Source organism: Bariatricus sp. HCP28S3_A7, from assembly GCF_052066375.1.
Lineage (GTDB): Bacteria > Bacillota > Clostridia > Lachnospirales > Lachnospiraceae > Allocoprococcus.
Map to the genome: position 1 here is coordinate 148,224 of NZ_JBQHSG010000004.1, position 15,488 is coordinate 163,711.

Below are 15,488 nucleotides of genomic sequence, written 5' to 3' on the forward strand. Positions count from 1 at the left end.
CTTTCTGTACTGTTTTATCTATGCTTCATCAATCGCTTTTCCGATATCATGGCGCATATATTTATTATCAAATTTTACCCATTCGGTTGCCGCATATGCATTTGCACGTGCTTCTTTCAGAGTCGCACCCTTCGCGGTCACTCCCAGTACACGTCCTCCGTTCGTCACGATCTGATCGCCGTTAAACTTTGTTCCCGCATGGAAGCAGTAATATCCTTCATGCTTCTTGAATTCTTCCAGTCCCGTGATTGGAATTCCCTTTTCGTATGCGAGCGGATAACCGTCTGAAGCTAATACAACACAGACTGCTGCGTTGTCTTCAAATTCCAGATTAATCTGATCCAGCGTTCCGTCGATACAGGCTTCAATGACCTCGATCAGATCATTCTTCATTCTCGGGAGAACAACCTGTGCTTCCGGATCTCCGAATCTTGCGTTGTACTCCAGAACTTTCGGTCCGTCCTGTGTCAGCATCAGTCCGAAGAAAATGATTCCCTTGAATTCTCTTCCTTCTGCCGCCATAGCGTCTACCGTTTTCTGGTAAACATATTTCTGACAGAATTCATCTACTTCTTCCGTGTAGAACGGGCTTGGAGAGAATGTTCCCATTCCTCCGGTGTTCAGTCCCTGATCGCCGTCCTTTGCACGCTTGTGATCCTGTGCACTTGTCATCGTCTTGATCGTCTTGCCGTCAACAAATGAGAGAACAGACACCTCACGTCCGGTCATAAATTCTTCAACAACCATCGTATTACCTGAGGCACCGAACTTCTTGTCGAGCATGATTTCTTTGACACCGTCTTTCGCCTCTTCCAGCGTGTTGCAGATCAGCACGCCTTTACCGAGTGCAAGTCCGTCGGCCTTCAGCACGATCGGGAATTTCGCTGTTTCCAGATAAGCAAGCGCTTTTTCCGGGTCATCAAAGTTTTCATACGCTGCTGTCGGGATATCATATTTTTTCATCAGATCTTTAGAGAACGCCTTGCTTCCTTCCAGGATCGCCGCATTTTTTCTCGGACCGAATGCACGGATACCTGCAGCTTCAAACTCGTCTACCAGACCGCCTACCAGCGGATCATCCATTCCCACGATTGCAAGATCAATTGCGTTATCCTTCGCAAATGCTGTCAGCTTATCGAATTCCATTGCTCCGATCGGAACACATTCTGCAAATTCTGCAATCCCCGCATTTCCGGGTGCACAATAAATCTTTTCTACTTTGCTGCTCTTTGCCACACAATACGCGATAGCGTGCTCTCTTCCGCCGCCGCCAACAATTAATACCTTCATAAGTCCCTCCTTACTGTGCGATGGATACCTTTCCATCCACAATCTGAACCTTACCATTTGCAATCAGATCAATAGCCTGCGGAAGAATCTTCCATTCCGCCTGCTCCATGACACGTCTCTGCAGAATTTCCGGAGTGTCACCTTCTTCTACTGATACTGCTTTCTGCAGAATGATCGGTCCGGTATCTGTTCCTTCATCCACAAAATGCACTGTGGCACCTACCACTTTTACGCCTCTTTTAAGCGCCGCCTCATGAACTTTCAGCCCGTAAAATCCGGTTCCGCAAAATGACGGAATCAGTGACGGATGAATATTGATGATACGATTCCGGTATTCCCGGATCATCATCTCCGGAATCACAACCAGGAATCCGGCGAGTACGATCAAATCTGCCTTCAGTTCATTGACCTTGTCCAAAAATACTCTGTTAAATTCGTCTCTTGTCTCAAAATCCTTCGGAGAAATGCACTGTGCCGGGATTCCATGTCTCCCGGCCCTTTCCAGTGCAAACGCATTCTTATTGTTACTGATTACTCCGACGATCTGCGTATTCGTGATCGTCCCGTTTTCCACCGCATCAATAATCGCCTGCAGATTTGTTCCGCCTCCGGATACAAGAACTGCAACTCTTAGCATACGGTTACTCCTTTTTCTCCTGCCTCTACATATCCTACCACATATGGTTCTTCTCCGGCTTCCTTCATTGCCTTCATAGCTGCATCCACGTCTTTTTCATCTACTGCTACAATCATTCCAAGACCCATATTGAACGTATTGTACATTGCTCTTTCTTCAATATCACCGTCTTCTGCAAGCATACGGAAGATCGGTGGAATCGGGTAGCTGTCTTTCTTCACTACTGCGTGAGTACCTTCGATCAGCATACGCGGAATGTTCTCATAGAATCCGCCGCCGGTAATATGGCTGCAGGCTTTGATCTTAACACCCGCTTCCTTCACCGTACGAAGTGCTTTTACATAAATCTTGGTCGGTGCAAGAAGTGCATCTCCAAGCGTTGTTCCCAGACATTCATATTCTGCGTTCAGGACTTCCGGCTTCATGCTGAATACTTTTCTTACAAGAGAGAAACCGTTACTATGTACTCCTGACGAAGCCATACCGATCAGAACATCGCCCGGCTTCAGATCTTTTCCAGTGATCAGGTCCTTCTCATCAACGATTCCGACTGCAAATCCGGCAAGATCGTACTCATCTACCGGATAGAATCCCGGCATCTCAGCGGTCTCTCCACCGATCAGGGCACATCCGGACTGTTTACATCCTTCTGCCACACCGCTTACGATCGTAGCAATCTTTTCAGGTTCATTCTTTCCACATGCGATATAATCCAGGAAAAATAACGGTTCTCCACCTGCACATGCAATGTCATTTACACACATCGCAACACAATCAATTCCGATGGTATCATGTCGATCCAGAAGGAACGCCAGCTTTAGCTTGGTTCCAACACCGTCTGTACCGGAAACGAGGGTCGGTTTTTCCATATTTTTAAATTTTTCAAGAGAAAATGCACCTGAGAATCCTCCGATTCCTCCAAGAACTTCTTCTCTCATCGTCTGCTGAATATGTTTCTTCATAAGCTTCACTGATTTATAACCAGCTTCGATATCTACACCCGCATTCTTATAGTCCATCTCAAATCCTCCATTAACTGTTTTTCTACATCTGTTTTAAGTATTCTTTATGTCCGAGCTTTTCCAGTTTTTCTGCTTTCTTCTGCACCGTTTCTTTCATCTCAGCAGTATAGTCTTTCAACTTCTGAAGCAGTTCCGGATTCGATGTTGCCAGAATCTTAGCTGCAAGAATTGCTGCATTCGCCCCGCCATCTATTGCCACCGTAGCAACCGGAATTCCCGGCGGCATCTGAACGATAGAATACAGTGCATCCATCCCCTCAAGATTCTTTCCTGACATCGGGACCCCAATAACCGGCATTGGGAAAATTGCCGCGCACATTCCCGGAAGATGCGCTGCCATACCTGCACCGGCAATAATGACCTTAAAGTCCTTTGCCTCCGCAGACTTTGCGTATTCATAGAACACGTCCGGTTCACGGTGTGCAGAAATAATTGTCATCTCATACTCGATTCCAAATTTCTCCAGCATGTCCGCAGCTTTGCTCATAACCTTCATGTCAGAGTCACTGCCCATTACAATTCCTACTTTTGGCATAATAGTCTCCTTTTCTTATTTATAAGTATTTTAATAAATATCTCTTTATTTATTAGCTATTTTACTAACACTTCTTTCCTCTGTCAACTCAAAAAAGAATCTCAGATACAGAAATCTCCTATTTATCCAAAGGTTCATTCAGAATTTCCGTTCCCGGAAGCGTAAAACGTCCATTCTCGATCAATACAATTTCTTTTCCTTCACAAGTAAATACACTGATTTTTCCCAGTTCCTCATATGGAATGGTAATATCCGTATGACACTGGAAATATGCTTGTTCCGGGTTTTCTTTCCGGCATGCACTCACACTGTTCTCTTTGGCGATGATCTCCTTGCCGTTTGGATTATATACCACGTTATCCTCCGCCCAGCTGTAGCAGGTATCCCCCACCGCAAAATGCGGTCCCATCTTTTCGGCGATCAGAATCGGAAGCTTATCCGCTATGTCATACTTTTTCGCTGCCATATATGCAGTTGTATTCGTACCGATTGCGAACTCACCCAATGGAAGTGATTCATGATTGTGCATAATATTATCACAAATATACTTTTTATTCTCTTCCTCAGATTCAAAGTTACTACAAGTATATTCTGTCGTTTTTCCTTCTTTAAAATGAATTTCCAAATCCCGGTACTGCAGTTCGTTCAGATAAACCTTACTTACATATAAGACGCCTTCCGTTCCTTCAAGCATTGGGGAAGTAAACACTTCGCCGACCGGAATATTCACATCCGCGACACAATTCTCAAAAATGGTTTCCTTCTCCGGATTCTTAAGTCTGCAAAGGCTCACCTTCAAATCAGTCTTATTGGCTCCTTTTCCAAAAATTCTAACATATTCTCCCTGATCCAGCGCATCGATCAGCGTCTGCTGCACCTTTTCATATACATTTGCATCCAGTGTATTGATCCGGATGACTTCATCAAAAATTTCCGGATAGTTATTCCCAATTTCCGGAAGTGGCCAGGAAATGATCGTAAAACTTCTCTCCTCACCTTTGATGTATTGATTGGTAATCTGACCTGCACGAGAATTCATTATAAGAAGTAACTCTTCCTGCTTTTTCGAGAAAGTAACCGCTTCCGGTTTGGTCACCGGTGCAAACGGTTTTTCGCCAAATACTTCCATGACCGCAGGACCTGCAAAACTCCCCGCCAGCTCTTTATTTTTCTCCAAAACAGTCCGCATCACTTCCAGCTTTCTTTCCATGAATTGTTTATCCAGGACCAGCCCCAGATCATCTTTATGATCATAATCGTACTGCTTATTCGGAATTCCTCCATAGAATCCATTCTTTCCCAGACGCGGACGCGTAATCACGCTGGATGCAGCTCTGTAAATGGTCGGCTTCAATCCCATTTTTTCAAAATTTTGAATAGCCTTGCGTACAACTCGTTCAAATCCCAGTACATACCGAATATTGACAACAGATTTCTTTGACAAATCTTTACCCGTATTGATGAATCCTACACGAAATCCCTCTGTATAGGTATCCGCCATCTTATCAATGGTCTCCTGTGGAAGACTATTCAGATATTCTGCCGTCTTTAATTCATTTTCACTCACATATTCTCCAAACCGGTACAGGTATCTGAGGTCTGTCAGATCCGACTCCATAATACGCTTTACTGCAAAATCATATGCCTCAGGATCGATCTGCTCAACCACTCTGTCCGCTGCATAGACATCACAATAATCACTGGCATACCAGTAAAAAATCTCCTTCAGACTTTCAGGCGAAGGAGTCTCTTCTTCTTCAAATTTATTGTAAATTTCAATGAATAATTCGTTTCCTATAACGATATAATCATATCGTTCCTCATACACATATCCGATATCTCCACGAAGTTCCGTATAAAGTGCACTTAAAAAAGCACCGAGTTCTTCTCCGAGTTCTCTCACGGCATATTCCGGATTTGCGTAGGATGTCTCATAATTCTGGGGCAGCACATCATAGTAAAGCATTTGCATCTCTTCTTCCAGACGTTCCTTCGTCATACTCGCTCTCGCTGAAGTATGTCTGCTGTCTTTGATATCATGAATCCTTAGCAAGAATTCCGCCACATGTCGAAAATAAGATTGATACGGTTCTTTTACCGTATTTTCTTCGGTAATTTTCATAATTCGTTCCAATGTCAGATAGTATCTTTCTTCCACTATATAAGCCCCCTTACAAACACCAGGATAAGACAGAACAATATAAATCCATTGATTCCTATGCCTATTTTACAGCTTAGATAATTCTTATCCCGCTCACGAAACCCTTTTACTCCAATACTCAGCCCCACTCCTGCAAGAATCATATCAAAAAGCCCGAAGCTGCCGATCATCGCCACCGAGTTTCCTTTATGTATAAAAGCGGTCAGGATCAATGCGACAAAAATCCCCGCAACAACAACCGCTATCATACAGGACAACAGGCCTTTCCTGGAATGTCTGAGTTTCGCCTGTCCATATTTCCGGTTTCCCCTTTTTTTTCTCTCTCTATCTCTTTCCCTTTCTCGCGCCTGCTCTTTTTCTCTCCCGATTCGCATCATGCCATCTCCTTATCGTGTTGCAAATTACAAATATAATGTATCCGAGCACACCGCCGATCATATTGAGCAGCAGATCATCCACATCAAAGCTCCCCACCCGGGAAACAAACTGAAAAGCTTCCACAAGGAAGCTCAGTCCAAAACTATAGAACAGCGTCAGAAAGAGACTTCGGTACCTGCTTGCCATCGGCATAAAAAATCCAAACGGTACAAAAATCAGTACATTGCCAAACAGATTCGCATATGCGATCCAACCAAGCCGGTCCCGGTGATACCAAAATCTATTGATTTCCTGAAACAGAACCAGATTATAATGATATTCTCTCATTTCTCCGGTTCGTCCATACCAGTCCGAAAAGATCAAAAAATACAATAGAAATCCTATATATAACACAAATAAGATCTTTCCGAGTATCCGAAATCGCTTCCTTTTTTTTGCTTTCAATTCAAAGCATCCTTCCTAAAACGTCAAACCTCTTTTTGCCTTGAACAGATTCGCCCCACTGATGATCATGACTACTCCGGCCACAACACCGACAACAATCATTACGATTCCCACTGCAAGACTCGCTGCTCCGGTATATCCCATTACTTTATATGCTTTCTCAGTCATCGGATTTCCTCCTTATTTTGCACCATACTGTTCATAGTATGCATCGATTGCCGCTTTCAATGTATCGTCGATTACAACCTGTCCATTCACTTCTTTATTATAAAGACATTCTACGACTTCTGCCATTGTAACAATTGCTGATGTATCAAATCCATACAGATCCTTTACTTCTTCCAGCGCGCATTTTACACCGCCCTTTCCAACTTCCATTCGGTCCAGAGATACAATCAGGCCAACGATCTCGACCTCAGCGGCGTTCCTTACCTTCGGAACGGTCTCTTCCATTGATTTTCCGGATGTAGTAACATCCTCGATCATGATCACACGATCTCCATCCTTCAGTTTACTTCCAAGGAAACTTCCTTTGTCAGCACCATGATCCTTTTCTTCTTTTCTGTCTGAACAATAACGCACTTCTTTTCCGTACAATTCACTGTAAGCAACTGCTGTTACAACACTGAGTGGAATTCCTTTGTACGCCGGTCCGAACAGCACGTCGAAATCATCTCCATATTTGTTATGAATTGCTTTTGCATAGTATTCTCCGAGCCTTTTCAGCTGGGATCCGGTCACATATGCACCTGCATTCATGAAGAATGGTGATTTTCTTCCGCTTTTCAATGTAAATTCTCCAAATTTTAAGACCTGGCTTTCCACCATAAATTCAATAAACTCTTTCTTATACTGTTCCATAATCCATTCATCCTCCAAATTGATCACTGTTCTGTCTCTATTTCACAATTCCTACCATATCTTTCACATTTGCAAAACCATATTTCTTCATATATGCTTCAATTCCATCCACGATTTCCATCGTTACTGCCGGATTGTGGAAGTTTGCAGTTCCTACCGAGACAGCACTTGCCCCGGCAAGTATCATTTCAATGGCATCCTTTGCACTTGCGATCCCTCCCATACCGATGACCGGTACCCGTACCGCATTTGCTGCCTGATACACCATTCGTACTGCAATCGGATGGATTGCCGGGCCAGACACTCCTCCGGTTTTATTTGCCAAAACAAATTGTCTGCGGTCAATGTCGATCTTCATTCCTGTCAGAGTGTTGATCAGAGAAATGGCATCCGCCCCTCCAGCTTCAACCGCTTTTGCCATTTCAGAAATATCAGTCACATTTGGGCTCAACTTCATGATTACCGGTTGTTTTGCATATTTTTTCACTTCTTTTGTAATATTCTCAGCCGCTTTCGGGTTCTGTCCGAATGCGATTCCACCTTCTTTCACATTCGGACAGGAAATATTGATCTCCAGCATATCCACGTCTTCCTCTGCAAGACGTTCTACAACTTCACAATAATCCTCTGTTGATTTTCCGCAGACATTTACAATAATTCTGGTATCATATTTTTTCAAAAATGGAATGTCTCTTTTACAAAACAAATCAATCCCGGGATTCTGAAGTCCCACGGCATTCATCATTCCTCCACAGGTCTCCGCCACTCTCGGCGTAGGATTCCCCGCCCATGGAATATTTGCCACACCTTTTGTAGTAACTGCCCCCAGTCGGTTCAAATCCACAAATTCTTCAAATTCAGCTCCGGACCCAAAAGTACCCGATGCTACTGTTACCGGATTCTTCCATTCTACGCCAGCTATATTTACACTCATGTTTATTTCTGTACTCATCAGATTTCCACCTCCGTAGATAAGAACACCGGTCCATCTTTACAGATTCGCTTGTTATTTACATTACTGTGATGATCCTTTTCTTTGGACTTGCAGACACAGGCCAGACATGCACCAATTCCGCATGCCATTCTCTCTTCCAGGGAAATATAGCATTCGATTCCGTGTTCCTCCGCAAAAGCCTTGATTGCCCGCAACATCGGAGTCGGTCCGCACGCATAAATAATATCTGCGGTAAGTCCGTTCTCCCGGATTGCATCCATGACATTGCCTTTGGTTCCCACGCTTCCGTCTTCTGTCGAAATATATACGTTACCGTTCTGTTCGAATTCTTCCCGAAGGAATGTATGCTCATCTCGGTAGCCGACCACGATCTGTCTGTCGGCATCTAACTGCTTTGCCAATTCCAAAATCGGCGGCACACCGATTCCGCCTCCCATAAGAAATGCCGTTTTCCCTTTTCCTCTGTCCAGCGGGAAACCATTGCCCAGCGGTCCGATAACAGGAACCGTATCGCCCGCTTTCATTTCTGAAAACTGTTTTGTCCCCGTATCTTCACCTGTTACACGGTAAACCACGCGAAGCTCACCTTTTTCCCGATCAATCTCACAGATACTGATCGGTCTCGGCAGCAGCTTGCTTCCATCATTCGTGTACATGGAAATGAACTGCCCCGGGCATGCCGTCTTCGCCGCTTCAGTCTGAAGCCACATACTGAAAATGCCATCCGCAATCTGCTCCTGTGAAGATATGACTGCGCTTTCTTTTTTTCTGTCTGCCATCTTTATGCTATCTCCTGATTCTGATTTCTCTATTTTTTCGCTCACAGCTGTTTTTCCTACTCTTGGATCCTTTACAGCAAAGCCTCGTAAAGTCTCCACTCTCCCCGGTTCCATTTTACCGCTGCTCAATGCTCTCACGAATGTCTAAAGCCATGGCTTCTACCGCAGCACGGGCAGCATCACCAAAATTCTCCGCTCCGTATTTTGCGTATGCCTCCTGTTTGTAAGCTGCGATAATTCCTCGTGATGAGTTTACGATTGCACCCAATCCATCCTCATTGAAGAAATGCACCAGATCTTTTCCTTTTCCTCCCTGTGCTCCGTATCCCGGAACCAGGATATAAGATTTCGGCATGATCTTACGAAGGACTTTTCCCATCTCCGGATAGGTTGCTCCAACAACCGCTCCAATGTAGCTGTATTCGTCTCCCATATGGTCAGCACCCCATTCAGCCACTTTTTCTCCAACCAGTTCATAGAGCGGACGTCCGTCGATCAGACGATCCTGAAATTCCCCGCTGGACGGGTTTGATGTTTTTACCAGAATGAAAAGGCCTTTCTTCTCTTCTTTACATACCTCAATAAAAGGCTTTACGCCATCTGATCCAAGATAGGGATTCACCGTTGCAAAATCTTCATCGAACGGCACATATGTCTTGCTTCCCACCTGCACTTTACCAAGATGCCCTACTGCATATGCTGCAGATGTAGAGCCAATGTCGCCTCTCTTAATATCACCGATTACGACAAGTCCTTTCGTCTTGCAGTAATCTACGGTCTTTTTGAATGCTTCAAGCCCCGGAATGCCAAACTGCTCATACATAGCGATCTGTGGCTTCACAGCAGGAATCAGATCATATGTCTTATCAATGATTTCTTTGTTAAACTGCCAGATTGCCTCACCAGCGCCTTCCAGCGTCTCACCAAACTCTGCAAATGCTTTCTTCTGTACATGTTCCGGCACATAATTCAGCATAGGGTCAAGCCCTACCACAATCGGTGCTCCTGTTTTTTTAATGTTTTCTACTAATTTGTTAATCATAATAGTCTTCTCCTCATATTTCTCATGTATTTATCTTTGATAAACAATCTTTCCATCTACAATTGTACAGGCAACCTCACCTTTTACCGGATATCCATTAAAAGGAGTATTTTTCCCTTTCGAAGCAAATTTTTCTACATCAATCCGATATTCCTTCTCGGGGTCGAAGATAACCAGATCCGCGATTTTTCCTTCAGATACAGAACCTTTGTCATTTAAGCCGAGAATCTTTGCCGGATTATAGCTCATCTTTTCCGCCATCTGCATGACAGTAAGGATTCCCGGTTCCACCAGCTCTGTATAGGTAAGTGCCGCACTCGTCTCAAGTCCTACAATTCCAAATGCCGCCTTTGCCATGGAGCGATTCTTTTCTTCTGCGGAATGTGGCGCATGATCGGTAGCAATCACATCCATAGTTCCATCTGCAAGACCTCTTTTCAGCGCCTCTACATCCTCTCTTGCCCTTAGTGGAGGATTCATTTTATAATTTCCATCATCTTCCCGGATATCATCTGTACACAAAGTAAAATGGTGTGGGCACACCTCTCCGGTTACCGGAAGGCCTTCCGCCTTCGCTAGTCGGATCATCTCCACACTGTCTTGAGTCGAGCAGTGACACAAATGGAGTCTCACACCAGTTTCTTTTGCAAGAAGTATATCTCTTGCCACGATGACATCCTCCACTGAATTTGTAATTCCCGGAAGTCCCAGTTCTTTCGCCTTCGCATCCGCATTCATCACACCACCTTCTACCATTGTGATGTCTTCACAATGTGCGAAGATGGATATTCCTTCTTCTTTTGCAATCTTCATGGCTTTCCGGTATAGCGATGCATTCATAACCGACTTGCCGTCTTCACTGATGGCATGACATCCTGCTTCTGCCATTCCTCTTATGTCAGCAAGTTCCTCACCCAGCTGACCTTTGGTGATTGCACCAAGCTGAATAACGTGAACCGGGCTCTCATGTGCCGCCCGTTCATGCAGCTCCTCTATCATCTGACTCGTATCCGTAACCGGTCTTGTATTCGGCATTGCACAGATCGTCGTTACTCCGCCTCTTGCCGCTGCCATTCCTCCCGTTTCCAGAGTTTCCTTGTAGGTAAGTCCCGGATCCCTCAGGTGTACATGCAAATCAATAAATCCCGGCATGACATACATACCTTTGGCATCAAGCACTGTATCCGCATCATCCCGAACTGAATCAGCCACTTTGATAATACGGTCGTTCTCTATCAGAACATCCTGTACGGCGTTCAGATCGTTTTCCGGATTCACAACATGTCCATTTTTAATGAGTAATTTCATAGTTTCTAATCCTTTCTGCACATCCCGTTATCATAAACATTCTATCATAGACAACCTTAAAAGTGAATGCCGATTTTGGCATTCCCTTCATATTTTCTTCATTCTACATCACTGATCAAGCTTTTTCCGAATCTCCTCCAGTGCCGCTTCAAGCTGATTATCAGCATCCGGATTCGTTTCATCATACTGATACTCCACTTCAATATCAGGTTCAATTCCCTTTTTTTGTATGTTTCTTCCATTTGGAGTATAGTACTCCATCGTTGTCATTGTAACACTGCTTCCGTCACTGATTGGGAAAACGCTCTGTACGATCCCTTTTCCGAAAGTCTTCTTCCCTACGATTGTACCAATTCCATAATCCTGAATGGCACCGGCAAAAATTTCCGACGCACTTGCACTGTTCTGATCAGCCAGAACACAAAGTGGCTTTGTAAACTGATGTTCTTCATCCGAATACTGCGTTTTCTCATTTCCCTCTTTGTCTTTGGTATATACAATCTTTCCTTCCGGCAAAAGCTGATCCAGTATCTCACATACAACATCCAGAAGCCCACCCGGATTGTTACGGACATCCACAATGAGTCCCTTCATATTCTGCCCTTCCAGTTCGTCAAATGCCGTCTGAAACTGTTCATACGTCACTTTATTAAATTCGGTGATCCGGATATATCCGATTTTCTCTTCCTTCATCTCGTACTGCACTGTCTGCGACTGGATTTTTTCTCTTGTGATGTCCATTTCCACTTTTTCTTTCTTCTCACCCCGGAGCACAACAATGTTCACCACCGTGTTTTCTTCTCCTCTCACAAGAGAAACCACTTCATCCAGATTCATATCCGTTACATCCACTCCGTCAACCTCATACAAAATATCACCGACCCGGACACCCGCTTTGCCGGCCGGCGTGTCCTCGTATACATGCACTGCTGTTATGAGCTTTGTTTCCGTATTTTGGCTGAAAAGAACGCCAATACCATAGAATTCTCCATCAACATCGCTATAATATTTTTCCGTCTCCTCCGCATCGCGGTAAATCGTATAAGGATCTCCCAATGCTTCGATATATCCGGCATACGCCCCCTCTTCCAGGGTTTCCTGATCCACTTCATCTGAGTAGAGGAATTTTTCTTCAATGAGTTGATCCAGTAATTTGATCTTACTTTTTCCGTTTGCCACATTCTGCTCCGCCTTGCTTACCGGCAGATAATTCTTTGCAGTCATTCCGATCATGACCACTAATAACACAGCAAGGGCACCACAAAGTGTGCCCTTCCAAAATTCTTTTTTATTTGAGTTTTCTTCCATATTCTTCCTATTTCCACTTGTCTATGTATTTGTTTACAAGTATAGCAGCGGATCTACCGGGGTACCGTTTACATGTACTTCAAAATGAAGATGCGGCCCTGTAACAATACCGGTCGCTCCCACAGCTGCGATATTCTGTCCACGGGACACCTTATCTCCCACACTCACATACAAAGCGCTGCAGTGCTGATACCATGTCTGCATCCCATTACCATGATTGATTACAACATAATAACCTCGTGCACTGTTATACTGAGCAGTAATAACCGTACCACTGTCCGCTGCATAGATTGGTGTACCGGTGCTTGCACCATAATCGATACCATCGTGTCTGCTCGTCGCACCTGCAGTCGGCGCCACTCTGTAACCAAACCCACTGGTAATATAAGCTCCGGGAACCGGATGAGAAAGCTTCCCATTGCCGGTAATCACAATCTGACTGTTACCGTTATTCGGCTGATATACATTGCTTTGATTCTGCTGCTTTCTTCTCTCTTCCGCTGCTTTCGCTTCAGCGATCAGTTTCTTCAATTCATCTGCGTTTGCACTGATTTCAGAAGATAAGTTGTCAATCTGAATATTCTTTTCATCCAGAAGCGCCTGCATCTCTGTCTGTTCGTTCTGAAGCTGATCTCTGAGCGTTTCAAGCTGCGCATACTCCTCTTTCAGCGCTTCTTCTTTCTTCTCAATATCTTCCCGGATTTTCTGGAACTCCTTCAGCATATTTCTGTCATATTCCGTCACCTGCTGAATATACTCAATCTTATTCAGAAGCTCCGACATACTCTTTGAGGTGACGAGGATCTCGATCAGCTCTGTATTATTGTTCTCATACATATATTTGATGCGAAGCTTCATACTCTCATACTGATCATTCTCTTTTGCTTTCGCCTCAACCAGATCCGTCTCCGCAACATTGATTTCCTGTTCTTTATCAGATAGATCCTGCTGCGTCTTCTGCATTTTTTCCATAATAGAATCAAGCTCTTGCGACAGCTCAGCCTGTTCCTGTTCCGCTTTCTTCTTCTCTTCTTCAAGAGCTTCCTGCTTTTTCTTCGCATCTGCGACCTCATCAGCCCGCACAGGCTGTACCATTCCCAGGCACAGAACTCCGGCCAGAAGTAAGCTTAGTAACCTTTTCTTCTTTATCATATTCGTCCCCTTAATCCTCTATACACGATTACACATGTAAATGTTTCCTGATTGTAAAGAAACTTCCCATGAAACCAATTCCGATTCCTAACGCCAGTCCCACGGGCAAAAGTGTCTTATATACTTGTGCAACCGGAAGAAAATCCAGTATATTCTTGAGTAGTTCAAACTTCATAAGGACGTAATTAATCGCCTTATCATACAGGAAATACAACATTGCCAGTGGGATTGCCGCTCCTACCAGTCCGATCAGTACACCTTCAAAAATAAATGGTGCACGTACAAAACTGTCTTTCGCACCGATATATTTCATAATTGCGATTTCTTCTCGCCGCACGGTGATACCCATTGTAACCGTATTGCTGATCAGGAATACAGACACTGCAAGCAAAATGGCAATGATCGCTGCAGATACCCAATAGATCAGACGGTTAATGCTGTTCAAAGTATTTGCAACCAGATCCGATTTGTTGACTTTCCGCACACCCGGAAGTGATTTTGCGAATTCAACCACTTCTTTCTGTGAAGCCACATCATCCATAAAAACTTCATAACTGTCTGAAGTTGCAAGCGGGTTATCATTCTTGAATCCCTCTGCCGCCTCCTGTGCATCTTCACCGAAATAGTCGTCTTTAAAAGATTCCCATGCATCATCGGCTGATATATAATTTACTTTGCTGACATCATCTCTGGCCAATAGCTCCGTTTTAATATCAGCAATCTGTTCTTCCGTCGCATCTTCTTCAAAGAAAACTGTGATTGCCACACCTTCTTCTGCTTTGTGTACGATATACTGAAAGTTCATTACGATTGCAAAAAAGAGGCCGAACACAAAAATACAAGCCGACATGGTAGCAATAGATGCCAGAGAGAACATCTTATTTCTTCCGATATTTTTGACTCCCTGCTTCACCGAATATCCAATTGTACTAATTCTCATTTCTATACCCACCTTTTCGTTCGTCGCTGACAATGACCCCCTTTTTCATTGTAATAACGCGCTTTTTCATCTCGTTCACAATTTCCTGGTTATGAGTAACTACCAGTACTGTAGTTCCTCTTTCGTTCGCCTCTTCCAACAACTTCATGATTTCCCATGAATTCGTCGGATCAAGGTTACCTGTCGGTTCATCGGCCAACAAAATCGCAGGTTCATTCACAACAGCTCGTGCTATCGCAACTCTTTGCTGTTCTCCTCCGGACAATTCCTTCGGATATGCTTTATATTTCTGTGCAAGTCCTACCAGTGAAAGCGCTGCAGGTACCTTCTTTTTGATGACCCTGCTTGATTTCTCTGTAACTCTCTGCGCAAACGCAATATTTTCGTAAATATTACGGTCTTTCAACAGTCGGAAATCCTGGAACACAACTCCGATTCCTCTTCGGTACTGCGGAATCTGACGATGCTTCATTCGGTTCAGATTCTGCCCGTTTACAATAATCGTTCCTGACGTCGGATCAATCTCCTTCATCAGAAGACGAATCAGAGTGGATTTTCCGGATCCGCTGTCACCTACAATGAATACGAATTCGCCCTGTTCGATCGTCAGATTGATCCCATTCAGCGCGGCAATACCCTTCGAGTATTCTTTCGTAACTTCTTTCAGTTCTATCAT

At 44.1% G+C, this 15,488-nt stretch carries 17 protein-coding genes; all 17 read right to left on the reverse strand.

Translation table 11 applies throughout. The annotated features are described in order from the left end of the window. Window positions 1–18: 18 nt before the first annotated feature. Window positions 19–1,290: a phosphoribosylamine--glycine ligase gene (gene purD, locus ACTNA4_RS04420; protein WP_441028712.1), complete on the reverse strand. Its 1,272-nt coding sequence runs from the start codon at window positions 1,288–1,290 to the stop codon at window positions 19–21. Between the two features lie 10 nt (window positions 1,291–1,300). Beyond that, window positions 1,301–1,927, reverse strand: a complete 627-nt coding sequence (purN, locus tag ACTNA4_RS04425) for a phosphoribosylglycinamide formyltransferase (protein ID WP_427818862.1) — start codon at window positions 1,925–1,927, stop codon at window positions 1,301–1,303. Continuing rightward, the gene (gene purM, locus ACTNA4_RS04430) at window positions 1,921–2,946 is read right to left on the reverse strand and encodes a phosphoribosylformylglycinamidine cyclo-ligase (protein WP_441028714.1); all 1,026 of its coding nucleotides are present in this window, start codon (window positions 2,944–2,946) and stop codon (window positions 1,921–1,923) included. The genes purN and purM overlap by 7 nt, the downstream gene beginning before the upstream one ends. 25 nt (window positions 2,947–2,971) lie before the next feature. Further along, window positions 2,972–3,484 carry a 5-(carboxyamino)imidazole ribonucleotide mutase gene (gene purE, locus ACTNA4_RS04435; RefSeq protein WP_427806254.1) on the reverse strand — a complete coding sequence of 171 codons (513 nt, stop codon included), beginning with the start codon at window positions 3,482–3,484 and terminating at the stop codon, window positions 2,972–2,974. 118 nt (window positions 3,485–3,602) lie between these two features. After that, window positions 3,603–5,645: an aminopeptidase gene (locus tag ACTNA4_RS04440; protein WP_441028785.1), complete on the reverse strand. Its 2,043-nt coding sequence runs from the start codon at window positions 5,643–5,645 to the stop codon at window positions 3,603–3,605. Next, entirely contained in the window at window positions 5,642–6,019 is a 378-nt protein-coding gene (locus tag ACTNA4_RS04445; protein ID WP_441028716.1) for a DUF6142 family protein, read from the reverse strand. The genes ACTNA4_RS04440 and ACTNA4_RS04445 overlap by 4 nt, the downstream gene beginning before the upstream one ends. Further along, the gene (locus ACTNA4_RS04450; protein ID WP_441028718.1) at window positions 5,970–6,467 is read right to left on the reverse strand and encodes a VanZ family protein; all 498 of its coding nucleotides are present in this window, start codon (window positions 6,465–6,467) and stop codon (window positions 5,970–5,972) included. The genes ACTNA4_RS04445 and ACTNA4_RS04450 overlap by 50 nt, the downstream gene beginning before the upstream one ends. Window positions 6,468–6,482: 15 nt before the next feature. After that, window positions 6,483–6,635 carry a hypothetical protein gene (locus ACTNA4_RS04455; protein WP_427806251.1) on the reverse strand — a complete coding sequence of 51 codons (153 nt, stop codon included), beginning with the start codon at window positions 6,633–6,635 and terminating at the stop codon, window positions 6,483–6,485. A 12-nt stretch (window positions 6,636–6,647) separates the two neighbouring features. Then, window positions 6,648–7,328, reverse strand: a complete 681-nt coding sequence (gene pyrE / locus ACTNA4_RS04460) for an orotate phosphoribosyltransferase (protein ID WP_427806250.1) — start codon at window positions 7,326–7,328, stop codon at window positions 6,648–6,650. Window positions 7,329–7,365: 37 nt separating this feature from the next. Further along, on the reverse strand, window positions 7,366–8,268 hold the full coding sequence (locus ACTNA4_RS04465; protein WP_427806334.1) for a dihydroorotate dehydrogenase: 903 nt from the start codon (window positions 8,266–8,268) through the stop codon (window positions 7,366–7,368). 11 nt (window positions 8,269–8,279) lie between these two features. Next, on the reverse strand, window positions 8,280–9,062 hold the full coding sequence (locus ACTNA4_RS04470; RefSeq protein WP_427806249.1) for a dihydroorotate dehydrogenase electron transfer subunit: 783 nt from the start codon (window positions 9,060–9,062) through the stop codon (window positions 8,280–8,282). Window positions 9,063–9,177: 115 nt separating this feature from the next. Then, a complete protein-coding gene (pyrF, locus tag ACTNA4_RS04475; RefSeq protein WP_427806248.1) occupies window positions 9,178–10,104 on the reverse strand; it encodes an orotidine-5'-phosphate decarboxylase in 927 nt (308 codons plus the stop codon). A gap of 30 nt (window positions 10,105–10,134) precedes the next feature. Next, window positions 10,135–11,412, reverse strand: coding sequence for a dihydroorotase (locus ACTNA4_RS04480; protein ID WP_427806247.1), 1,278 nt, complete (start codon window positions 11,410–11,412; stop codon window positions 10,135–10,137). Window positions 11,413–11,520: 108 nt separating this feature from the next. Next, entirely contained in the window at window positions 11,521–12,720 is a 1,200-nt protein-coding gene (locus tag ACTNA4_RS04485) for a S41 family peptidase (protein ID WP_441028721.1), read from the reverse strand. 33 nt (window positions 12,721–12,753) lie between these two features. Then, window positions 12,754–13,872 (reverse strand): murein hydrolase activator EnvC family protein, encoded by a 1,119-nt coding sequence (locus ACTNA4_RS04490; RefSeq protein ID WP_427806245.1) that lies wholly within the window; start codon window positions 13,870–13,872, stop codon window positions 12,754–12,756. Between the two features lie 28 nt (window positions 13,873–13,900). After that, entirely contained in the window at window positions 13,901–14,812 is a 912-nt protein-coding gene (ftsX, locus tag ACTNA4_RS04495) for a permease-like cell division protein FtsX (RefSeq protein WP_427806244.1), read from the reverse strand. Further along, window positions 14,802–15,488: a cell division ATP-binding protein FtsE gene (gene ftsE / locus ACTNA4_RS04500; protein WP_427806243.1), complete on the reverse strand. Its 687-nt coding sequence runs from the start codon at window positions 15,486–15,488 to the stop codon at window positions 14,802–14,804. Before ftsE ends, ftsX begins: the two co-directional genes overlap by 11 nt.